The organism is Propionispora sp. 2/2-37 (assembly GCF_001298735.1).
In the GTDB taxonomy this organism is placed as follows: Bacteria; Bacillota; Negativicutes; order Propionisporales; family Propionisporaceae; genus Propionispora.
The window spans coordinates 88,442-111,544 of the sequence record NZ_CYSP01000002.1 but is presented as its reverse complement, the minus strand read 5'-3'; the positions used below and the strand labels follow the sequence as shown (position 1 = coordinate 111,544).

The 23,103-nt window shown below is 49.7% G+C and carries 17 protein-coding genes; 13 read left to right on the top strand and 4 right to left on the bottom strand.

Features of this window, described 5'->3' with window-relative positions; translation table 11 throughout:
* From P22_RS02320 to uvrA, 4 genes are all read left to right on the top strand, one after another.
* The gene (locus tag P22_RS02320; protein ID WP_054258798.1) at positions 1-1,113 is read left to right on the top strand and encodes a murein hydrolase activator EnvC family protein; all 1,113 of its coding nucleotides are present in this window, start codon (positions 1-3) and stop codon (positions 1,111-1,113) included.
* Positions 1,114-1,227: 114 nt separating this feature from the next.
* Complete coding sequence (locus P22_RS02315) at positions 1,228-2,370, top strand: S41 family peptidase (protein WP_054258797.1); 1,143 nt, start codon at positions 1,228-1,230, stop codon at positions 2,368-2,370.
* Positions 2,371-2,624: 254 nt separating this feature from the next.
* A complete protein-coding gene (uvrB, locus tag P22_RS02310; RefSeq protein ID WP_054258599.1) occupies positions 2,625-4,679 on the top strand; it encodes an excinuclease ABC subunit UvrB in 2,055 nt (684 codons plus the stop codon).
* Between the two features lie 168 nt (positions 4,680-4,847).
* Positions 4,848-7,691, top strand: coding sequence for an excinuclease ABC subunit UvrA (gene uvrA / locus P22_RS02305; protein ID WP_054258598.1), 2,844 nt, complete (start codon positions 4,848-4,850; stop codon positions 7,689-7,691).
* A 57-nt stretch (positions 7,692-7,748) separates the two neighbouring features.
* Here the strand turns inward: uvrA and P22_RS02300 are convergent, their stop codons facing one another.
* A complete protein-coding gene (locus tag P22_RS02300; RefSeq protein ID WP_054258597.1) occupies positions 7,749-9,074 on the bottom strand; it encodes an acetyl-CoA carboxylase biotin carboxylase subunit in 1,326 nt (441 codons plus the stop codon).
* A gap of 167 nt (positions 9,075-9,241) precedes the next feature.
* On the opposite strand from P22_RS02300, the gene uvrC reads away from it, so the two are divergent.
* Positions 9,242-11,047 (top strand): excinuclease ABC subunit UvrC, encoded by a 1,806-nt coding sequence (uvrC, locus tag P22_RS02295; RefSeq protein WP_054258596.1) that lies wholly within the window; start codon positions 9,242-9,244, stop codon positions 11,045-11,047.
* Between the two features lie 85 nt (positions 11,048-11,132).
* A complete protein-coding gene (locus P22_RS21080) occupies positions 11,133-11,351 on the top strand; it encodes a hypothetical protein (RefSeq protein WP_069972739.1) in 219 nt (72 codons plus the stop codon).
* Between the two features lie 280 nt (positions 11,352-11,631).
* On the opposite strand, the gene P22_RS02285 is transcribed toward P22_RS21080, so the two are convergent.
* Entirely contained in the window at positions 11,632-12,504 is an 873-nt protein-coding gene (locus tag P22_RS02285) for an AraC family transcriptional regulator (RefSeq protein ID WP_054258595.1), read from the bottom strand.
* 173 nt (positions 12,505-12,677) lie between these two features.
* Between P22_RS02285 and P22_RS02280 the strand changes: the two genes are divergently transcribed.
* The 4 genes from P22_RS02280 (at position 12,678) to P22_RS02265 (ending at position 18,493) form a co-directional block, all read left to right on the top strand.
* A complete protein-coding gene (locus P22_RS02280; RefSeq protein WP_054258594.1) occupies positions 12,678-14,849 on the top strand; it encodes a glycoside hydrolase family 3 C-terminal domain-containing protein in 2,172 nt (723 codons plus the stop codon).
* Positions 14,850-14,911: 62 nt separating this feature from the next.
* Entirely contained in the window at positions 14,912-16,423 is a 1,512-nt protein-coding gene (locus tag P22_RS02275; protein ID WP_054258593.1) for a sugar ABC transporter ATP-binding protein, read from the top strand.
* Positions 16,404-17,378 carry an ABC transporter permease gene (locus P22_RS02270; protein WP_054258592.1) on the top strand — a complete coding sequence of 325 codons (975 nt, stop codon included), beginning with the start codon at positions 16,404-16,406 and terminating at the stop codon, positions 17,376-17,378. The genes P22_RS02275 and P22_RS02270 overlap by 20 nt, the downstream gene beginning before the upstream one ends.
* Before the next feature lie 95 nt (positions 17,379-17,473).
* Positions 17,474-18,493, top strand: a complete 1,020-nt coding sequence (locus P22_RS02265; RefSeq protein WP_054258591.1) for a sugar ABC transporter substrate-binding protein — start codon at positions 17,474-17,476, stop codon at positions 18,491-18,493.
* Positions 18,494-18,601: 108 nt separating this feature from the next.
* On the opposite strand, the gene P22_RS02260 is transcribed toward P22_RS02265, so the two are convergent.
* A complete protein-coding gene (locus P22_RS02260) occupies positions 18,602-19,504 on the bottom strand; it encodes a Gfo/Idh/MocA family protein (protein WP_054258590.1) in 903 nt (300 codons plus the stop codon).
* A gap of 293 nt (positions 19,505-19,797) precedes the next feature.
* On the opposite strand from P22_RS02260, the gene P22_RS02255 reads away from it, so the two are divergent.
* On the top strand, positions 19,798-20,574 hold the full coding sequence (locus P22_RS02255) for a transposase (RefSeq protein ID WP_054258589.1): 777 nt from the start codon (positions 19,798-19,800) through the stop codon (positions 20,572-20,574).
* Positions 20,575-20,733: 159 nt separating this feature from the next.
* On the opposite strand, the gene P22_RS02250 is transcribed toward P22_RS02255, so the two are convergent.
* Positions 20,734-21,180 carry an acyl-CoA thioesterase gene (locus P22_RS02250; protein WP_054258588.1) on the bottom strand — a complete coding sequence of 149 codons (447 nt, stop codon included), beginning with the start codon at positions 21,178-21,180 and terminating at the stop codon, positions 20,734-20,736.
* A 194-nt stretch (positions 21,181-21,374) separates the two neighbouring features.
* Between P22_RS02250 and P22_RS02245 the strand changes: the two genes are divergently transcribed.
* Both P22_RS02245 and P22_RS02240 read left to right on the top strand, forming a co-directional pair.
* Positions 21,375-22,244, top strand: a complete 870-nt coding sequence (locus tag P22_RS02245; protein ID WP_054258587.1) for a LysR family transcriptional regulator — start codon at positions 21,375-21,377, stop codon at positions 22,242-22,244.
* Positions 22,245-22,530: 286 nt separating this feature from the next.
* Positions 22,531-23,085 (top strand): LemA family protein, encoded by a 555-nt coding sequence (locus P22_RS02240; RefSeq protein WP_054258586.1) that lies wholly within the window; start codon positions 22,531-22,533, stop codon positions 23,083-23,085.
* The last annotated feature ends 18 nt before the right edge of the window (positions 23,086-23,103 follow it).

Here is a 23,103-nt window from a genome sequence, read left to right as displayed (position 1 = left end):
ATGCGCCGTTACACGGCCATACTGCTGGCGCTGCTCGTATTTGCCCTTGCTGTTTCTCCGGTTCTGGCTGATGACAGTCAACAGCAGCTGCAAAACATCCGCCAGCAAATGCAGAGTCAGCAACAGCGGGCTGCGCAGGCACAAAACCAGGTCGACAGCGTCTCCGAACGTTTACGCTTGTTGCAGACCGATTTGGATGTGGCTGAGAAGGAGTATAACGATATCCAGCAGCAGTTGGAAGAAACCGAACAAAAAATTGAGGTCAACAGCGAATTTTTAGCCAAAGCGGAGAAGGACCTGGCTAAACGCAGTCAGATTTTGAACCAACGGATGCGGGATATCTACAAAAACGGACAGGTTAACTATCTGGATGTGCTGCTGGGGGCAAATGACTTCAATGATTTTGTAACCCGGATGGATATCTTGAAGCGTGTGGCCCGGCAGGATGTAAGCCTGGTGGACAAGGTCAAGGCCGAACGCCAGCTGATACTGGATAAGAAGGCTGAACTGGAAGCCAACAAGGCTGCCATTGTGGAGCTGCAAAAGGCGGCGGAGGAGAAAAAAAACTTGATCACCGCCCGCAAGCAGCAGCAGGAACAGGTACTGGAGTCTGCGGTCAGTGAACGGGATGAAGCTGAACGTGCTTATCAGGAACTCTTGCAGGATTCCGAGCGGATTGAGCGGATGATTCGCAGCCAGGCCGGCAATTACGGTTCCGGAGGCGGGTCAGGTATCTTTATGTGGCCGGCGCACGGTCCGATTACTTCGCCGTATGGCTGGCGGACGCATCCGATTTTTGGAACGGCCCGCTATCACAGCGGCTTGGATATCGGGGCTGATTACGGTGATACGGTGGCAGCTGCCGACAGCGGCGTGGTTATCTTTTCCGGCTGGATGGGCGGCTATGGCAAGGCCGTGATTATTGACCATGGCAATGGCTTGTCAACCCTGTATGGGCATAATTCCGAGCTGCTGGTCAGTGAAGGGCAGCGGGTGAGCAAGGGACAAGCCATTTCCCGGGTGGGATCCACCGGCTACTCTACAGGGCCGCATCTGCATTTTGAAGTCCGGGAAAACGGCAGCCCGACAGATCCCCTGGCGTATTTGCCGTAAAATGTATAAATTTGATTTGTAGTGCATAAGATTGTTTACATGAGAGTTCGAGGCTAAGTAGTGGCTCTGCTATTCGGCCTCGAACTTTCCTTGAGGCGAATTGAGGTGTTGGTATTGAGTCGGCGTAAAGTCATTGCAGGAGCCGTCCTGCTGGTGTTGATCACCTTTCTGGCGACAACAGGAGGTTTTTTGTATCTGCTGAATGTCAATGCGGCTGATCTGGCAGGTACCTGGCGGGTGTTCCATGCTATGCAGATTGTGAAGAACAAATATGTGGAAGCGGTATCGACCGATACGTTGGTTGCCGGGGCGATTAAGGGAATGGTGGCTTCTTTGGGTGATCCGCATTCTATTTATATGGACCCTAAAATGTATAAAGATTTTATGATCGAAACCGAAGGGACCTTTGGCGGGGTTGGCATTGTTGTCGGTGTGAAGGATAAGATGCTGATGGTAGTATCGCCAATTGAAGGGACACCGGGAGAGCAGGCCGGCATAAAAAGCGGCGATCTGATTGTTAAGATTGACGGGCAGGATACCAAAGAAATGCTGCTGGACGAAGCGGTGAATAAAATCCGCGGACCGGAAGGTTCGCAGGTGGTACTGACCATCCGGCGCGGCAACGCGGCAGAACAGGACTATACGCTGACCCGGTCCAATATTCAGATTAAGACGGTGGCCGGCAAAATGCTGCCGGATCAGATCGGCTATATTCGTATTTCCATGTTTAATGAGAATACCGGCAATAACTTTGTGCAAAAATATCAGGAACTGGAGCAACAGGGGATGAAAGCCGTGATTCTGGATTTGCGGGATAATCCCGGCGGTTTATTAACGGAAAGCGTAAAGGTTGCTTCGAAATTTGTACCCGAAGGTCCGGTAGTATCGGTTGTGGACCGGCAGGGCAACCGGGAAACGCACAATTCCGATTTGACGGCCATTAAATATCCGGCTGTTGTTCTGGTGAATGGCGGCAGTGCCAGCGCTTCGGAAATTGTCGCGGGCGCAGTCCAGGATACCGGTGCCGGCACACTGGTCGGAACGAAAACCTACGGCAAGGGTTCGGTACAGACACTGCTGCGCTTAAACGGCGGGGGCATCAAATTGACCATTGCCAAATATCTTACTCCGGCCGACCGTTCCATTAACGGAGTGGGAATTGAACCGGATGTGAAGGTGGAATTGCCGGAGGATAAAGTTCAGACTACCGATCTTCAACTGGAAAAAGCCATAGAGGTCATAAAAAGTAAAATGTGAGAAAACGGCGGATATTCCGCCGTTTTTTGTCAGTTTCGCCAAGGCAGAGGAATAGGGCAACCGGCCTAGCGGGCGGCAACGCTGCATTGCGTAAAATCGGCAGACCCATGGAACATACCTGATTCGTGCTGCCAGCTTATCAGCAAAAGAAATTCCCTTACCGAAGTTTTCCAGAAAGCGCATATAGAAAGTTTGTTCGGTACATGATATAATAATTGTCAACGGATAGTGATACTTCATGTAGGGTGATAAAAATGGCAGTTGTTCCAAAGTTAAATACAGTGCACCACGAAGGGGGCATTCCTTTTGCGATCCAGGCGCCTTTTATGCCGACGGGCGATCAGCCCGAGGCCATTAACACATTAGCGTCGGGTATCGAGCGGGGGGATCCCTGTCAGGTATTGCTGGGGGCTACCGGTACAGGAAAAACCTTTACCATTGCCCAGGTCATTGCCAAGGTGCAAAAACCCACCCTGGTGATTGCCCACAATAAAACCTTGGCGGCGCAATTGGCCAGTGAGTTTAAAGAATTTTTCCCCCATAATGCGGTGGAATATTTTGTAAGTTATTATGATTATTATCAGCCGGAAGCCTACATTGCCCATACGGACACTTACATAGAAAAGGACGCTTCCATTAATGATGAAATTGATAAGCTTCGCCATTCCGCGACCAGTTCGCTGTTTGAGCGCCGCGATGTCATCATTGTGGCCAGTGTGTCCTGTATTTATGGCTTAGGTTCGCCGGACGAGTACCGCAATCTGGTATTGTCGCTGCGCCAGGGGCAGCAGCGTGACCGCGACGACATATTGCGCAAGTTGGTTGCCATTCAGTATGAACGTAACGATGTCAACTTCGTACGCGGCAAATTCCGGGTACGTGGCGATGTAATTGAAATTTTCCCGGCCGCTTATGGCGAAAAAGCGGTGAGGGTGGAACTGTTTGGCGATGAAGTGGAACGGATACTGGAGATTGATACGCTTACCGGCGAGGTGCTGGCGGAGCGCAAGCATATTGCCATCTATCCGGCCTCTCACTATGTTACTTCCCGCGAGAATATGCTGCGCGCCATGACGGACATTGAAGACGAACTGGATCAGCAGCTCAAACAGTTTCAGGCACAGGGCAAACTGCTGGAGGCGCAGCGCCTGGAGCAGCGGACGAAATATGATTTGGAAATGATGCAGGAAATGGGCTATTGTTCGGGGATTGAAAACTATTCCCGCCATCTGACCGGGCGTAAAGCCGGTGAGTCGCCGTTTACGCTGGTGGACTATTTCCCGGAGGATTTTCTGCTAGTCATTGATGAATCACATGTCACCCTGCCGCAGCTGCGGGCCATGTATGCCGGGGACCGTTCCCGCAAGACGTCGCTGGTGGATAACGGCTTCCGGCTGCCTTCGGCTTTTGATAACCGGCCGTTGCGGTTTGAAGAGTTTAAAGAACGGATTAATCAGGTTATCTATGTATCGGCTACACCGGCCGCTTATGAAATGGAGCATGCCGTCCAGGTTGCCCAGCAGGTTATCCGGCCTACCGGCCTCGTTGATCCGGAAATCGAAGTGCGTCCGATTAGAGGGCAAATGGATGATTTGTTGGGTGAGATTAAACTCAGGGTTGCGGACGCTGAGCGGGTACTCATTACGACTCTGACTAAAAAAATGGCGGAGGATCTAACCGAGTTTCTAAAAGAGACCGGAATCCGTGTCCGGTATTTGCATTCCGATATTGCCACGATCGAACGTGGGGAAATTATTCGCGATCTCAGGGCCGGGGTTTTTGACGTGCTGATTGGCATCAACCTGCTGCGTGAGGGGCTGGATTTGCCGGAAGTGTCTTTGGTGGCCATTCTGGACGCGGATAAAGAGGGCTTTTTGCGTTCGGAAACCGCCTTGATTCAAACCATCGGACGGGCGGCCCGGAATGTGAACGGCAAAGTGCTTATGTATGCCGATGTCATCACCGACTCCATGCGGCGGGCCATATCGGAAACCAACCGGCGCCGCGATATACAACAGGCCTATAATGCCAAGTACGGCATTACGCCGAAAACCGTACAAAAACGGGTGAAGGAACTGATCGAAACAACCAAGGTGGCGGAACCGGCCGGGGAATATAAAGTCGACCGTGTGAGCAATTTGTCCAAACGGGAAATGCAGGAACTGGCCGTCAAACTGGAAAAAGAAATGCGTGAAGCTTCCCGCAAGCTGGAATTCGAGCGGGCGGCCGAACTTCGCGATATGATTGTGGAACTCAGGGAGCGTGCCGGGCAGCCGAAGGCAACGGCATCAAAGAAAAAGAAGAAATAGTCTTTAGCAAATTGGACCCGTGTTTGGCCAGAGGTTCCGTGACAGGTGTTTATTTTTATTTCCTGAAACCCGCTCTGTTCAAACAGTCATCCAATAAAAATAAACACCTGTCACTTTGGTGTCAGTACATTCTTTGCTTTATTCTATAGACAGGGAAAGGAATATGCCGTGAAAGAAAAGATTATTGTCAAGGGTGCCAGACAGCACAATTTGAAAAATATTGATATTGAAATTCCCCGCGATCAGCTGGTGGTCATCACCGGGCTGAGCGGATCGGGTAAATCCTCACTGGCTTTTGATACTATTTATGCGGAAGGGCAGCGTCGTTATGTCGAATCGCTGTCGGCCTATGCCCGTCAGTTTCTCGGACAGATGGACAAACCGGATGTGGATTATATTGAAGGTTTATCACCGGCTATTTCGATCGACCAGAAAACGACCAGCCGCAATCCGCGGTCGACGGTAGGGACGGTCACCGAAATTTATGACTACCTCCGGTTGCTCTTTGCCCGGGCCGGGCGTCCCCATTGTCCGAAATGCGGCAAGCCCATCAGCCAGCAGACGGTGGAACAAATGGTCGATCAGCTGACGGAACTGCCGGAAGGCACCAAACTGATCCTGATGGCCCCGGTGGTGCGCGGGAAAAAGGGCGAACATCAGAAGATTCTGGAGGATATCCGGAAAAACGGTTATGTACGGGTTCGCATCGACGGCCAGGTGCAGGACGTGGCCGAAGAAATCCGTTTGGAAAAGAATAAGAAGCATACGATTGAAGTGGTTGTGGACCGGCTGGTAGTGCGTGAAGGCGTTGCACAGCGCATGGCCGATTCCCTGGAGACGGCGCTCAACCTGAGTGCCGGTTTGGTCCATGTGGAACTGGTGGGAGACCGGGAAATCAGCTTCAGCCAAAATTTTGCCTGCGTGGACTGCGGCATCAGCCTGCCGGAAATTGCGCCACGGATGTTTTCGTTTAACAGTCCCTTTGGCGCCTGCCCGGACTGTACCGGTCTTGGCAGCAATATGGAAATTGATCCGGCGCTGGTGATCCCGGATACAGGCAAGGCCTTAATTGACGGGGCCATTGCGCCGCTCAGCAAAAATGTAAATTCGTACTTCATGTGCCAGCTGGAGGCCGTGCTGGATAAATACGGCATGTCGCTCTACAATACCTGGGAAAGCCTGGGTGAAGAGCTGCAGCAGCTCATTTTGTACGGGTCGCAGGATGAAAAATTTACTTTTTCCTATGAAAATATGTATGGCGAGAACCGGACCTATCATTTACCGTTTGAAGGCGTCATTCCGCTGCTCAACCGCCGTTACCGCGAAACGGTATCGGATTGGTCGCGGGAGGAAACGGAAGAGTATATGAGTTCTAAGCCCTGCCCGACTTGTAAAGGCGCGCGGCTGAAGCCGGAGACGCTGGCCATCCGGGTAGGGGATAAAAATATTTATCAGGTCACCCGGATGACCATTGCGGAGTGCCAGGAATTTTTCTCCGACTTGCAGCTGACTCCGCGGGAACAGACCATTGCCCGGCAGATTTTAAAGGAAATCAATGCCCGGCTGGGATTCTTGCTGAATGTCGGCCTGGATTACCTCACGCTGGACCGGGCCGCCGGTACGCTAAGCGGCGGCGAGGCGCAGCGCATCCGTCTGGCCACCCAGATCGGTTCCGGGCTGGTAGGTGTCCTGTATATTCTGGACGAACCCAGTATTGGACTGCATCAGCGGGACAATAACCGCCTGCTGGCAACGCTTAAGCATCTGCGTGATGTGGGCAACACACTTCTGGTTGTTGAGCACGACGAGGATACTATGTACGCTGCCGACCATATTGTTGACATCGGTCCGGCGGCCGGATCGGGCGGTGGACAAGTCGTGGCCCAGGGGACGGTAGCCGATATTAAAAAATGCCCGGAATCTATTACCGGACAGTACTTGAGCGGCGCACGATACATCCCTGTGCCTGCCGTACGGCGCAAGCCCAACGGCAAATGGCTGGAAGTCATCGGGGCCCGGGAGAACAACCTGAAAAAAGTCAATGTGAAATTCCCGCTGGGGGTATTTACCGCCGTTACCGGCGTATCGGGTTCCGGTAAAAGTACGCTGGTCAATGAAATTTTATTCAAAGGACTGCACAGCCGGATTTACGGCAGCCGCCAGCGGCCGGGTGAGTACAGTGAAATCAGGGGAATTGAGTATATTGATAAAATTATTGATATTGATCAGTCACCGATTGGCCGGACACCGCGTTCCAATCCGGCAACTTACACCAGCCTGTTTGATATCATCCGCGAAGTGTTCAGTCAGACGCCGGAGGCAAAGATGCGCGGCTACAAACCCGGGCGTTTCAGCTTTAATGTGAAGGGCGGCCGTTGTGAAGCCTGCAAGGGTGACGGCATTATTAAGATCGAAATGCACTTTTTACCCGATGTCTATGTTCCGTGTGAGGTATGCAAGGGCGCACGCTACAACCGTGAGACGCTAGAGGTAAGATACAAGGGAAAAGGCATTGCCCAGGTGCTGGATATGGTAGTTGACGAAGCGGTGGAGTTTTTCCGCAACATCCCTAAAATCCACCGCAAGCTTCAAATCCTGCAGGATGTCGGTTTGGGTTATATCAAACTGGGACAGCCGGCAACCACCTTAAGCGGCGGCGAGGCGCAGCGCGTGAAGCTGGCGACCGAACTGGCCCGCCGCAGTACCGGTAAGACGCTGTATATCCTGGATGAACCGACAACCGGTCTGCATACCGCCGATATTCACCGTCTGCTGGAAGTCCTGCAGCGGCTGGTGGACGGCGGCGACAGCGTTGTGGTTATTGAGCATAACCTGGATGTGATCAAAACCGCCGATTACATTATCGATCTGGGACCGGAAGGGGGCGCCCGCGGCGGCACCATTGTCGCCAAAGGGACTCCGGAGGAGATTGCCGCCGTGCCGGAATCCTATACCGGACAGTTTTTAGCGCCGGTGCTTAAGCGGGGAATCAGGGAAGTCCGGGAAGCATAAGCCGCTTAATAAAGGCACAAGCATATAAAAAAGGTAGGCAATCAGCCTACCTTATCTTTAATATGACATGTGTTTGGCAACAAACTGGGTATCAATATCACCGCTGCAAAAATACGGATTTTTCAGAATCTGCATATGCAGGCCGATGGTGGTACAGATACCGGTAATCCGGTATTCGGCCAATGCCCGCTGCATTACTTTGATGGCTTCGCCGCGGGTATTGCCATGGGCAATGACTTTGGCAATAAGCGAATCGTAGTGCGGCTGAACGATTGAGCCGGCACATACCCCGCTGTCGACGCGGGCGTTGGGACCGCCCGGCTGATGATAAAATGTAATTTGGCCGGGACACGGCAGGAAGGAATTGTGCGGGTCTTCCGCGTTAATACGGCATTCAATGGCATGACCGATGAAACGCACATTTTCCTGGCGGATGTGCAGCGGTTCGCCGGAGGCGATTTTTAGCTGCGTTTTTACTAAATCAATGCCTGTTGTACGTTCGGTAATGGCATGTTCCACTTGAATTCTCGGATTAATTTCCATAAAATAAAACTCACCGGTGTGTTTGTCCATTAAAAATTCTACGGTACCCACATTGGTATAATGGGCGCTTTTGGCGGCGCGAATGGCCAGGGCACCGACTTTCTGGCGCATTTCCGGCGTTACGGCAACCGAGGGAGCTTCTTCCAGGATCTTTTGATTGCGCCGCTGAATGGAACATTCGCGTTCCCCCAGATGGATGATATCGCCGTAATTGTCGGCCACAATCTGTACTTCGATGTGACGGGCGTCGGCAATATATTTTTCCAAATAAAAACCGCCTGTGGAAAAGTCAATTTTATGTGCTGCACACTGGATATCGGCATCGTTTTTGGCTACAAACATGGATTTGCCGCCACCGCCGGCGATCGGTTTAATGATAACCGGATAGCCGATTTCCTGAGCCGTGGATAAGGCTTCAGCCACACTGTTGACCGGATCGCTGCCGACTGTCATAGGCAGCCCGGCCTGTTTCATCAGCTCGCGCGCCGCATCTTTATTTCCCACTTTACGAATGGTGTCGGCACGGGGGCCGACGAAAATCATGCCGGCGCCGGTGACTGCTTCGGCAAAATCGGCATTTTCGGATAAAAAGCCATAACCGGGGTGAATGGCATCCGCCTCCGCTATCTGCGCAGCATCCAAAATGGCTGCGATATTCAGATAGCTCCGGGTGGCGTCAGCCGGCCCAATATTAAGAGCCTGGTCCGCCAACTGAGCATGCAGTGCATTGGCATCCGCATCGGAGTAAACCGCGACTGTTTCTATCCCCAGCTCCTGGCAGGCCCGGATGATTCGGATCGCGATCTCACCGCGATTGGCAATTAATAATCGTTTGAACATCGGTATAGACCTCCCATTTGCAGTTTTAGTTTGCCCAGTTGTTATTTCGCAACTAGACGCTAATGGTGACATTATAGATGATTAACGGCATTTACACAAGCTATTTTATATAAGTATACAATGAACTTATCCGGTAATCAAAGGATATATGTGACGGAGGATGAGCAATGAAGCAGGAGCTAGAGGAAAAACTGGCACATTTGCCGGATAAGCCCGGTGTTTATCTGATGAAAGATGAACAGGGAAAAATTATCTATGTCGGTAAAGCGGTGGTATTAAAAAATAGGGTACGTTCTTATTTTCAGTCCAGCCGCAATCATTCGCCGAAAGTACGGTCCATGGTGTCCCGTATTGCCGATCTGGAATATATTGTAACGGCCTCGGAGATGGAAGCACTCATTTTGGAGTGCAATTTAATCAAAAAACATCGCCCTAAATATAATATCAGCCTGCGGGACGACAAAAGCTTCCCTTATATTAAAGTAACGGTCAATGAGCCGTTTGCCAGGGTATATGCCACCCGTAAAGTGCAAAAAGACGGTTCCCGCTATTTTGGTCCCTATACCAATGCGGGAGCGGTGCATGAGACGCTGCGGCTGTTAAAGAAACTGTTTCCGCTGCGGACCTGCCGCCGGCTGGATGCGCCGCGTCCCTGCCTGCAGTATCATATTAAAAGGTGCCTGGCGCCCTGTGCCGGTAAAGTTTCGGAAAGCACCTACCAGGAAATGATCAAAGCGGTTTGCCTGTTTCTGGAAGGACGCAGTGAGGATATGGCGAAAAGCCTGCGGCGGCAGATGGAAGCGGCAGCGGATAACCTGGAGTTTGAACAGGCTGCCCGGTTGCGCGACCAGCTTATAGCCGTGGAAAAAATTACGGAAAAGCAAAATATTGTGACCGGATCGGGCGATCAGGATGCTATTGGTCTGGCCCGTTCGGCTGCCGGCATTTGCGTGCAGGTCTTTTTCATCCGCAGCGGCAAGATGGTGGGACGGGATCATTTCTTATTAACCGGCGGTGACGATGAGGAAGATGCGGATATTCTGGCCGCTTTCCTGAAGCAATATTATAGCCGTACAACCTTTGTCCCGCGGGAAGTGCTTTTGCCGATGGAGGTGGCTGAGCAGCCGCTGCTGGCCGAATGGCTGACCAGCTTGAAGGGCGGTAAAGTTCTGGTGGAAATTCCTAAACGGGGAACGAAAAAAGACCTGGTCAATATGGCAGCCGGCAATGCGGCGCTGGTGCTGGAGGAACAGGCTATTAAAATTCAGGATCGTGCCGACCGGACGGAAGGGGCTGTCCTGGAACTGGGCAGATATCTGGGCATGGAGGGATTACCGGAGCGTATGGAGTGTTTTGATATCTCGCATACGCAAGGTTCGGAGACGGTGGCGTCCATGGTGGTATTTGAGGGCGGACTGCCCAAAAAGGATGATTACCGTCGCTTCAAACTGCGTACGGTGGAAGGCAAGCCGGATGATTTCAAATCCATGCAGGAAGTGCTGTTACGGCGCTACCGGGAAGCCGCCGCACCGCTGCCGGACCTGATCATTATTGACGGCGGTAAGGGGCAGCTCAGTGCCGCTCTGGAAGTAATCCGCGGCGTTGGTTTAGCGGATATTATGGTGGTGGGACTGGCCAAGGAGTTTGAGCACATTTTCAGGGAAGGGGAAAGCGATCCCCTGATCCTGCCGCGCCATTCACAGGCACTTTACCTGGTACAGCGCATCCGGGATGAGGCGCATCGTTTTGCCATCACCTATCACCGGAAATTGCGTTCTAAACGCAACATGGTATCGATACTGGACCATATCGGCGGGATTGGGGAAAAACGCCGCAAAGCATTGTGGAGCACATTCGGCAGTCTGGCAAAAATCAAACAGGCTTCGGTTGAAGAACTGGCGGCGGCACCGGGGATGACCCGCCCGGCTGCTGAAGCCGTTTATGAATTTTTTCGGCGTGATCCGGCTAAATAACATCATGTCTGTGCCTGATGAATTCCTGCATCTTCCACGTATGCCGTCCAGTTCAGCTGCCATACTATATTTGTAAGGGTTCGCAATGGTTGAGCCAAGACTGGTGCCGGATTTAAATAAGTTCGGTATTAGTCGGCCAAAGATTGGTATCGGGTCCGGCGGCTCGGTATCAGTCGGCGGGAAGATCGGTATATGTCTCCTATGGCTGTGCGGCAGCCCAACTGTTGTCGTATGGTCGAAAGAAATGTATGCCGGTCGAGCTAAGATCGCCAGGGGTGCCGGAGGGTCACCGGGAGACTGGTAAGAAGGGTCTATTGCAGTTTAACGATTGCAGTAGGTTCGGCAGGTATCTTGGGCGGTCGGGCAAAGGTCAGTATCGTTGGTGTAATGCTTGTGCGTTGTCGAAAGATTGCGTATAGGTATGTAATTAGCGGTATTGGCCGGAGCGAAGATCATTGCGGGCTCTTTCTATTTATAGTTTTGCAACTCAGGCGGTTCTTTTGTTGCTGTAATGGGGACGGTTCTTTTGCTCCGCAGGAAGCAAGAGAGCCGTCTTTTGCTGTCTGTCTGGCAAACTCAAGAAGCTAAGTATGCTGTATTCGTTTGTATTCTAAGGGAGTGCAGCCCTTTATTTTTTTAAAGGTTCGGTTGAAGGTGGCTATGCTGTTGAAGCCGGAATGATGGGCGACTTCAATAATGGAAAGATCGTGAATGGTCAGCAGCTTAATGGCTTTTTTGATACGTCGTTCATTTAGGTAGTTGAGAAAGTTATGGCCGGTTAACTCCTTAAAAATGCGTGAAAAATGGTATTCACTAAAGCCGGCTGCACAGGAAACATCCTTAAGGGAAATGTCTTTCTGATAATTTTTTTCGATAAATTGGAAAGCCAGGTTTAGTTTTTCTAAGGTAAAAAATCTTTTGTTGCTGCTGATGTTTTTAAAGTCCACATGGTTTAAACTGCTACGGGCCAGCAATACCAGAATATCAAATACCCGGGCGTTGAGTGACAAGGTATAAGCCAAAGACTTCCGGTCGTATTCGTTTATCAATTCGAGAATTTGTTTTTCCAGATGGCGATGGAGCTCATGGTCTTGCTGCCGGGAAATAAGCCTGGTAGATGACAGCAGCGGAGTAAAGTTCTGAATCTGGCCAAAGACATCCAGTGTGGAAATATCAAACTGGATAAAAAAACGGTTCCCCTTATTATTGGTGGTTTTAAAACCATGAATGTCACCGCCGGCGATGAATAAAATATCTCTTTCAGACAGTCTGTATTCATGGTTGTTGACAGTTGCGGTATAATTATTTTCTACCGGATATACCAGCTCCACCGCATGGTGCCAGTGCATCGGCCAGTCAAAGTTTTCCCAGGTATTCAGAAGAAGGCGGAAGGGATAGCTTTCCGTAAAAATGTTTTTTTCCTGCAGTCCATCCAGTACAGCCTGCTCTCTCTTCATGCTCACAGTCCTCCAGCCGGTACCTGATAATAAATGAACATTTGCTCTTCAATGGTAACATAATTCAGAGCAAAAAGTGAAGATATTATAGCAAAAAATGAGAAGATTTCAAATATTCCTTGCTCTATACTTAAGCTATAAATAAGGAATTTTGTGGAAAAGGGGACTAAGCGATGACGGTTCAAATGTCCGGGGAGCCGGATTTAGATTTTGAGGCACGGGCGAAAGCCCTGGTAGCCCAAATGACACTGGAAGAAAAAGTGAGTCAAATGGTGTACAATTCACCGGCTATTCCACGCCTGGGGATTCCCGCCTATAACTGGTGGAATGAGGCCCTGCATGGTGTGGCGCGCGCCGGAGTGGCTACCATGTTCCCACAGGCTATCGGCTTAGCGGCGACTTTTGATAAAAGATTGCTGCAGCAGGTTGCTGACATAGTTTCGACGGAAGCCAGAGCCAAGTTTCATGAGTTTCAAAGGAAGGGAGATCACGGAATTTATAAGGGACTGACCTTTTGGTCGCCCAATGTCAATATTTTCCGGGATCCCCGCTGGGGACGCGGGCACGAGACTTTTGGCGAAGATCCCTATCTTACCGGGAAGCTGGGGGTTGCTTATATTAGGGGGCTGCAGGGAGACCATCCGCGGTATTTGAAGGTGGCCGCCTGTGCCAAACATTTTGCTGTTCATAGCGGCCCGGAAGCCGAACGCCATAGTTTTAATGCTGTCGTTTCGCAAAAGGATTTACGGGAAACTTATTTGCCGGCCTTTAGAGAATGTGTTAAAACCGCTGAGGTGGAGGCGGTCATGGGAGCCTATAACCGCGTAAATGACGAGCCCTGCTGCGGCAGCGACAGGCTGTTAAAACAGATTCTGCGAACGGAGTGGAGTTTTACGGGACATGTCGTATCCGATTGCTGGGCGATCAAAGATTTTCATGAAGGCCATGGCGTTACCAGTACGGCGCCGGAATCGGTGGCATTGGCTTTACGTAACGGGTGTGATTTAAACTGCGGCAATATGTATCTGAATTTGCTGATTGCCTATCAGGAAGGGTTAGTTTCCGAACAGGAAATTACGGCTGCCGTGACCAGGCTCGTGACTACCCGGATGAAATTGGGACTGTTCGATGATGACCGCCAGGTTCCTTATGCCAACATTCCTTACGAGAAAAATGCCTGCCGGGAACATCGCGATTTTGCCGTTGAGGTAGCGAAAAAGACACTTGTTTTGTTAAAGAATGATAAGCAGCTGTTGCCGCTCGGCCGTGATAAGATCCAAGCCATCGCAGTCATAGGCCCCAATGCCGACAGCAGGAAAGCACTGATCGGCAATTATTACGGCACACCCTCCTGCTATGTGACTGTTTTAGAGGGAATCAGGCGGGCCGTTCCGGCGGATACCGCCGTATATTATGCACAGGGCTGTCATTTATTCAAAGATAAGGTAGAGAATCTGGCAGAGAAGAAAGACCGGTTTGCTGAAGCCGTATCGGCCGCGGAAAGAGCCGATGTAGTGGTGCTGTGCCTGGGCTTGGATGCCAGTATTGAGGGGGAGGAAGGCGATGTTTCCAACGAGTATACCGGTGGCGATAAACCTAATCTGAACCTTCCCGGATTGCAGCAAGAATTACTGGAGACCATTCACCGGACAGGGAAGCCGATTATTCTTGTTTTGCTTGCCGGGAGTGCCCTAGCAGTGTCCTGGGCTGATGAGAATGTGCCGGCAATTATCCAGGCGTGGTATCCGGGGGCCGAAGGCGGAGCGGCGATTGCATCCCTTATTTTTGGAGATTATAGTCCATCGGGAAAACTGCCGGTTACTTTTTACCGTACGACGGAGGAACTGCCGGATTTTCGTAATTATGCGATGGAAAACCGTACTTACCGCTATATGGAGCGGCAAGCCCTGTATCCGTTTGGCTACGGTCTTAGCTATACAACCTTTGCTTATAGTGAATTACAGGTTAGTGCGGCGAAATTTTCCGGCAATGAGAATATTTCCTGCGCGGTGACGGTAAAAAATACCGGAAATTATACCGCAGAGGAAACGGTGCAATTGTATATTCGTGATGTAGAAGCCCGGGTGAGACTTCCGAGATGGGAACTCAAGGGGGTTACAAAAGTACACTTGACTCCGGGCGAGACAAAAACAGTCTCATGGGTATTAACCCCCAGGCAGTTTGCCCTGATCGACGATGAAGGCAAATGTGTGCTGGAACCGGGCGAATTTGAAATCTTTGTGGGCGGGAGCCAGCCCGATGAGAGAAGCCGTCTGCTTACCGGGCAAAATGTGCAAAAAGCGGTAGTGGAACTAATAGGAGAGGCCAGAGAACTGGAATATTGAGCCCGGGATGGCCACATAAGTGGGTGCAAAACAAAAACCGGACGATATTGGGGGGGAGCGGTTTGGACCGGGCGTATCTGCAAATGAAACATATTGAAAAATCGTTTCCAGGAGTCCATGCCCTAAAAGGGGTAAGTTTGGCTGTTAATGCCGGCGAGGTCCATGGCCTCCTTGGGGAAAATGGGGCGGGAAAATCGACCTTGATGAAGGTGCTGGGGGGAATTTACCGTCAGGACGCCGGTGAGATTGTGATCAATGGTGTCGATTGTACGGTGATGACTCCGGAACAGGCCCAAAAGATGGGCGTGGGCTTTGTCCACCAGGAACTTAATCTGGCGGAAGCGTTAAGTGTAGCCGAAAATCTGTATATGGGCAGGCTTCCCTATAAAAACCAGCGCCTGGGGATTATTGATTATCCAAAGCTTTATAGCGACACGGAAAAAATACTTCGGAAACTGGGGGCTAAGGTAAAGGCAACCGATATCGTAAACGACCTTTCTACCGCTCAGAAACAGTTATTGGAAATCGGCAAAGCGATCAGCCAGCAAGCGAAGATCATCATTTTTGATGAACCGACGACGGCATTGGGAAATGCGGATGTTGCCCTTCTCTTTGGGGTAATCCGCTCCCTTAAGCAGGAAAGAACGGCCATCATTTACATATCCCACCGGTTGAAAGAAATCTTTGAAATATGCGATCATGCCACCATTTTGCGGGACGGACAGTATATTGGGACTGTTGAGGTTCAGGCCGTTTCACAAAACACCTTAATCAGGATGATGGTTGGCAGGGATGTTAACGAATTGTTTCCTAAAGTAGTACGACAAGCCGGTGAAACCTGTTTGGAGGTAGAAGACCTTTCCGATTACGGCGGCAAGGTCAGGGACGTCTCGTTTCAAGTAAAAAGAGGGGAGATAGTCGGTTTTGCCGGTTTGGTAGGTTCGGGCAGGACTGAGCTGGTCAGGCTGCTGTTTGGTGCTGATGCAATCCGAAAGGGACAGCTGCGGATCAATGGACAGCCGGTTACGATAAAAGAGCCGCGGGATGCGATCGGCCATGGTTTATGTTTACTGACGGAGGACCGGAAGCGGCAGGGGCTTTCGCTGCTTATGTCAGTGGCCGAAAATATCACTATCACCAACCTGGAAAATGCCATCCTCAAACAGCAAAAGCTGAAGGCGACTGCCGAAAAATTTGTCCGGAACCTGCGCATCAAAACCTCTTCGCTGGATGCTCCCGCAGGCATTTTGTCAGGAGGGAATCAGCAAAAGGTTGTTTTGGCCAAATGGCTGAATACGGCTGCGGAAATTTTTATTTTTGATGAACCGACCAAGGGAATTGATGTGGGAGCGAAAGCGGAAATTTACGGGATTATGAATCAGATGGTCAAGGAAAACAAAGCCGTCATCATGATTTCCTCCGAACTTCCCGAACTGCTGGGGATGGCGGACCGTATATATGTCATGTGCGAGGGACGGTTAACCGGTGAATTTAGCCGTGACGAAGCGACACAAGAGAAAATTATAACTGTTGCGACACTGGGGGGGCAGCAAAGTGAAAGTAAGGCTCAATGAAGCATTTTTACCGGCAAAGCTGGATTGGAAAGATATCTTCCTGCAATATTCCGTTTATATTGTTCTTGCCGGGTTAATTGTCGCTTTTTCCCTAATCAGTCCTATGTTTTTGGGGCAGGCCAATATTGGCAATTTTTTTCGTCAGATTCCTACGGTAGGGATTGTCACTGTCGGTGTTACTATGCTTCTGATAACCGGCAAGGTGGACTTATCCGCCGGAAGTATAGCTGCTTTTGCCGGAACGGCTGCGGTTTTTTTGGCCGTTAAGGGATTTTCCGCACCGGTAGTTATCCTGACGGCCCTGCTTATCGGGGCTTTATGGGGGCTGGTCAATGGATTTTTCATTACCAAATTCAATCTCGACTCGTTCATATTAACCCTTGGCACAGACTATATGATCCGGGGAATCCTGCTGTTTTTTACCAATGGTATTTACATCAAGGGAGTGCCGGACTGGTTCTATAGCCTGTCCAATACCAAACTAGGCGTTAACTTTCTGTTTAGCAATACGCTGGTTTTGGTAGTTGTTGTACTTGTATTGGCTTACGTTATGAAAAACACCCGTTTTGGACGCTACTGCTATGCGGTCGGCTCCAACCCGGAAGCTGCCCGCTTGTCGGGGATTAATATCCGGCGGCACCTGGTAAAAGTATACATGCTGGAAGGAACTTTGGCAGCCTTGGCCGGACTGTTGCTAATGTCCAACCTGAATGTAGGGGCGCCAAGTGAAGCTGCCGGGGTAGGGCTGTTTGCTTTAGCGGCGGCTATTATTGGCGGCGCGGCTTTTAGCGGTGGTATCGGAACCATGGCAGGGGCGGTTGTCGGGATCCTGACGTTGGAGGTTTTTCGCAACGGGTTGGCCGTATTGGGGCTAAATTCTTTTATTCAGCAGGCGGTTACCGGCGCTATTATTATCGTAGCGGTTGTTGTTGACTACTACCGCCGCCGACGGTAGATAAAATAAAAGGGGAGATGACGGGTAAACATGCTGCAGTTTGCTTACAGGAGATTCTTGGGTAAGGTGATTCTAAACGAATTGGGGGTCATGGCATGAAAAACAAAATAATAATTTTTTTAATGATTGCCGCTTTGGCAACGGGGCTGGCCGGATGTTCGGGAACTAACTCTCCGGCGAATAGTACGGCAGGCAAAAAAACACTGTATTTTATTCCGATTGTCGATACGGGTGCCTACTGGTCGCCGATGAAGAAAGCGGCTGAAGATCATGCTAAGGAGTTGGGGTATAATTTAGTGTTTAAAACTTCCCCGCCCACGGAATCACAAAAGAATGAGAAACATATTGGTTTTTTGCAGGAAGCGGTAACCAATCAGGCGGCAGGTATTGCCATTGCCCCCATGGACCCCGATATGTTTGATAGAAAAGTCCGGGAAGCTAAAGAAGCCGGTATACCTATTGTTACTTTTGATGCCGATGTAAAAAGTACGGATAACCGGGTGGCTTATGTGGGAACGGATAACCGTCTGGCGGGAGAGGAATTGGGAAGGCGGGGGGCGGAGTATTTAAAAAGCAAGGGTGTTACCCGCGGTAAACTTGCCTTGGCTGCGGTAAATCTCACGCAAACAACCATGACTTACAGGCTAGAGGGAATAAAAAAAGGTTTCGAAGCGGTAATGGGGACCGATTCGGCCAATTTTACCTGGCTGGAAGCCATCCAGGATAATGACCAGGCCTCGGAATCGAAACGTCAGTTGGAAGGGCAGATTACTGCCAATCCGGATATGGTGGCCGTTTTTTCCCTAGGGTCTGAAGGACCGGATACCGGTGTCATGGAGGCGATAAAATCACAGGGTAAGGCCGGTAAAATTTATCATTTTGGTTTCGATTATACGCCAACCTGGGAAAATGGCATTAAAGACGGCTTGATTACCGGTATTGTGGACCAGGATTCTTATATGATTGGAAAAACGGTTATTGATGTGTTGGATAAAGCGGCCCGGGGAGAAACGGTGAAAGATAATTATCCTATTCCTGTGAAATGGGTGGAAGCGGGCCAAATTGTAGAATATGGAAAAATAAAACAGCAACAATTTACAAACGAGACGAAATAAAGCGTTCATGCGCAATTCACTTTGATTCCCCTCATATCTCCTGGAAGCCTGCAGGAAGAGTTGTCCCTTCCGCTGCAATCTTTCAGGAGATATTTTTTTATCAGCAATTTATCTGATCAGTTGCTGTACGATGTTTTCGCAGATTTCATGCGTTAGCAGCGCATCTTCCAGTGATACCGCAGGAGGCTGGCCGGTTTCCACACAGCGCAGGAAATGGTCAATAATTTGCTCGAACCCGCGCCGGTATAAGATGGTATCCCAGTCATTGTATTTTACAATCTGTTTGGTATTTTGGGCGGCATGTTGTGTCAGATTCAAATCCTCAACTGTAAACTTATGGCCGGGGCACATATATTCGAGAATTTCTTCATTGATACCGCTGGCCCGGTTCATAATTCCCAAAGCGGTACAATGACTGCCGGACAGCTCCAAAGTGACATTAGACAGTTTGCCCATTTGTTTTAGGACCTTTACGGAGAAATCGGCTGCCGGCATGCCGGACAGAAAACGAAGGGTATCAACGACATGAATAAAGTCGTCAAAAATAAAGTGCCTGACCTCATCCGGTTCTGCAAAACGGTTTTTTTGCATGATTACCATATGCGGGGGCTGCTGTTTTTTAAGACCGGCATACATGGGAGCAAAGCGGCGGTTGAAGCCGACCATGAGGAATTTTTCCTGCCGTTTTGCCAGTTCTGCCAGTTCGACAGCTTCTTCGTAATAGTAGGAAATCGGTTTATCCACATAGACATGAATATGCTTTGACAAGAGTTTGGTGATCGTTTCCTTATGGGCTTCGGTGGCGGTGTGCACAAAGACGGCCTGTACACCGGCTGCGATAAGCTCCTCAAGCGTTGGCACAGCCTGAGAAATACGGTATTTCTTAGCTGCAGCCAGTAATACAGACCGGTTTCTGGTGCAAAGCACCAGTTCAATATTTGGTTTTGCCGTTATTACCGGCAGATAAGCTTTTTGCGCGATATTGCCCAGACCGATGATTCCGATTTTCATGATAATAGTCTCCTCCACTGCCTTTTCTTTCCATTATAAGCCATACTAACCAACAGGAACAGGCTTTGTCGGCCGAGGTATCATTTGGTTCACCGCGATGGTTACGGCAATATCATTGGCTGCATTAAAGGATCACGTCCCGGTAAGAGAAGTGCTAAGAAAATAACTGTTATTTTTTCGGCACTGCCGCTTGTTTCGGTTGCGGAGTCCAGCAAACCAAGTGGGACGGTTCTCTTGCTTCTTTTTCCGAAGTGTTGTAAGATATAACTACACGTAATAAAGGGGGGGACAGTGTGCCAAGGAGTGCCAGAAAAAAATCCGCCAGCGGGATATATCATGCGATGGTACGGGGCATCAACCGGCAGGGGTTGTTCTTTGATCAGGAGGATTATCAATGCTATCTGGATGCCATTCAGCGGACCAAAGAGGATGGAAGAGCCGAAATATACGGGTATTGCTTAATGGACAATCATGTACATCTGCTTTTGCAGGAAAAGGAAGAAGAACTGGGCAACATCATGAAGCGCATCGGTGTAACTTATGCCTGGTGGTATAATAAGAAATATGACCATTACGGACACATTTTTCAGGACCGCTATCAAAGCCAGCCAGTGGAAGACAATGCTTACTTATTAAGCGTATTGCGTTACATACATAATAATCCGGTGAAGTCCAGGATGGTGAGCGTTGCGGAAGAGTACCCGTGGAGCAGTTGTAAAATGTATTACGGTGAAACCTATGATACTCCTTCGGCTGTTGCCAATACTTCATTTGTTTTGAAGCTATTGGATGAGCACAAAGAAATTGCCCGGGGGAAATTTAAAGACTATATGAGACAGGAAAACAGCGATATATTTTTAGATGTCGTGGAGAAGGTGCGGAAAAGTGACGACGGTCTTTGCCAGGAGATTGAAGCCTTGCTTGGCGGGAGGCCGGTGATGATGCTAAAGACCATGGAAAAGGAACAGCGGGACGCGGTTATCAGGCAGATAAAGCAGTTTACAGGGGTTACGCAGCGGCAGATTGCCAGGGTGCTGGGCATCAACCAGAGCATCGTTTTCAAGGCATAGCGGGGTAAGAGCGCCATAAGAGCACAAAAAGGCTGGTACCTCATTTTATTTATATGTAAACCTTCGATTGGTTCACGAGGCTTTTTGCAATGTGCGGCGGTTTAACACAGTGCGGAAAATCCTCGCGAACCAATCTGTGCTTTTAGATAGGATAAGGTACTAAGAAGCTTTGCTGTTTTTGTGGCCGGTTTCTTTTAAATGCTTGCCTTTTTCATATAATGCCGTTTCTTCCGGTGTCTCCGGCTCGATAACAATACCGTGGGGGACGGGTTTGCCACTGACAACGTGGATGAACGTAAGATAGCCTTCTACGACAAATTCCTCCGTCTGGCTGAAAACGACTCGTACATAAGCAACCAGGCTTGATTTGCCGGCATAAACAATTTTGCTTTCAAATTTCAGCAGACTGCCTTTTTTTACCGGACGGGTAAAGATCATGCCATGAATGTTTAAGCAGACAATATTTTCGGGATGGGTTAAGCTGGCGGCAGCAATGAACCCGGCTTCGACAAGCCATTCGGCACCGCGGCCGGCAAACAAGGTTTCATGATGATTCAGGTCTGCCCCCTTTACCAGATGATGAATAATAACAGGCTTCATTTTCATAAGTTTCTCCTCACTTTGTTGATGCCGATAATCTTTATTCTTGTATAATGTATTTAATATACAAGGATAACCTAAAAGATCTTTGACAGGGATGTGTTGTTTCAAGTAAAATTATAGCAAAGAATAAAATATATGAAAAATATTTATTTTATCTGTTTTATATTCGATTTTCGAATGGTAAGGGGATGCTGTTTATGGAGTTTCGTCAATTAAAGTATTTTTTGGCAGTAGCGGAAGAAAGGCAGATTACCAAAGCTGCAAAACGTTTGAATATTACGCAGCCGCCCCTTAGCCAGCAATTGATCTTACTGGAGAGGGAGCTGGGCGTCAAGCTGATAGAGCGGAATAAGAAGCAGCTTAGTTTGACGGAGGCAGGGTATGCTCTGCGCAACAGGGCGGAACAGGTACTGGAACTGATGAGAGCAACTGTCAATGAAATTCAGGAGGTTGCCGAGGGGGTAAGCGGGAAGCTGACCATTGGAACCATTACTTCTTCCGGCAGATCCATTATCCCGGAACATATTCAGCAGTTTCATAAATTGTATCCGAAAGTTTCTTTTGATTTACGGCAGGGGGAAACCAGAAAAATTCTGGAGCTGCTGCACGCCGGCATTATTGAATTGGGTATTGTGCGCTTTCCTTTTGATTTTAATTTATACGATTTTATCGCCTTGCCTGAAGAACCCATGGTAGCTGTCGCCGTCCCGGCTGTTTTTGCCGGAATTTCCGGGGAAAATTTGCAACTGGATCAGCTGAGGAGCGAGCCTTTGCTAATCCACCGCCGCCATGAGGCTATTATTCTTGAGTATTGCCATCAGATGGGATTCGACCCTAATATATTATGTACCAGCGATGATATTACGCCGTTGTTGATCTGGGCCAAGCTGGGCATTGGGGTGGCCATTGTGCCGGAGTCTTCAGTAAGGCTTTTTGGCAGCCCGTCTTTGATGGTTTCCGCTATCGCGCAGCCGGTGATTACCACTACGCGGGCCGTGATTTGGGACAAAAAGCGCACCCTGTCTTCTGTCGCCGCCCGCTTTGTGGAGATGTTCAAAGAAGGGTAGCTTGGAGAAGAGAATGCCAAAGAACAGGCCTGACGAGGTTTGCCTCCCAATGCCTGCAGGCGAGTTTTACAATAACCGCCTTTGAGGGGGAACCGGAAGATTGCTTTCAAGGCGTGGCGGTGGCAAAACCTGTGGGGAAGCGGGAGAACCGTCCCTTGATGCATAACGGGTGAGGAGCAGGGTAAACTAGCTGTGGTGATACTTGTCATTGTCAAGGATGCTGAAATCGTAGTAAAATAAAGATGTCCTATGGAGAACATTATAAAGGAGGGCTATTTTCCATTATATGAATAAAGCAGGATGGATTGTAATTGTATTGATTGCGTTGCTGGCGGTATGGGGCGTAAGTTCCTATAACGGTTTAATCAGCTTAAATGAACAGGTAAATGGTAAATGGAGTCAGATAGAAAACCAGTTGCAGCGCCGGGCGGATCTGATTCCGAATTTGGTGAATACGGTGAAGGGCTATGCCGCGCATGAGCAGTCGGCCATTCAGGCTGTGTCCGATGCCCGGGCCAGACTGGCCGGGGCGCAGGGGCCTGCCGCCAAGGCACAGGCTGATGCGGATATGAATAGTGCGCTGAGCCGGTTGCTGGTGATTGCGGAAAATTATCCGAATTTAAAAGCCGACCAGAATTTCCGGGCGTTGCAGGATGAACTGAGCGGTACGGAAAATCGTATTGCTGTGGCCCGCAAGGACTACAATGACTCGGTTCAGGTTTACAATGTGAAAATCCGTTCTTTGCCGACCAGCATATTTGCCGGTATCATTGGGTTTGGGCCCAAAGAGTATTTTAAAGCGGCAGAGGGGGCGTCTCAGGTGCCTGCAGTCCAGTTTTAAATAGGGCAGGGGGATTGT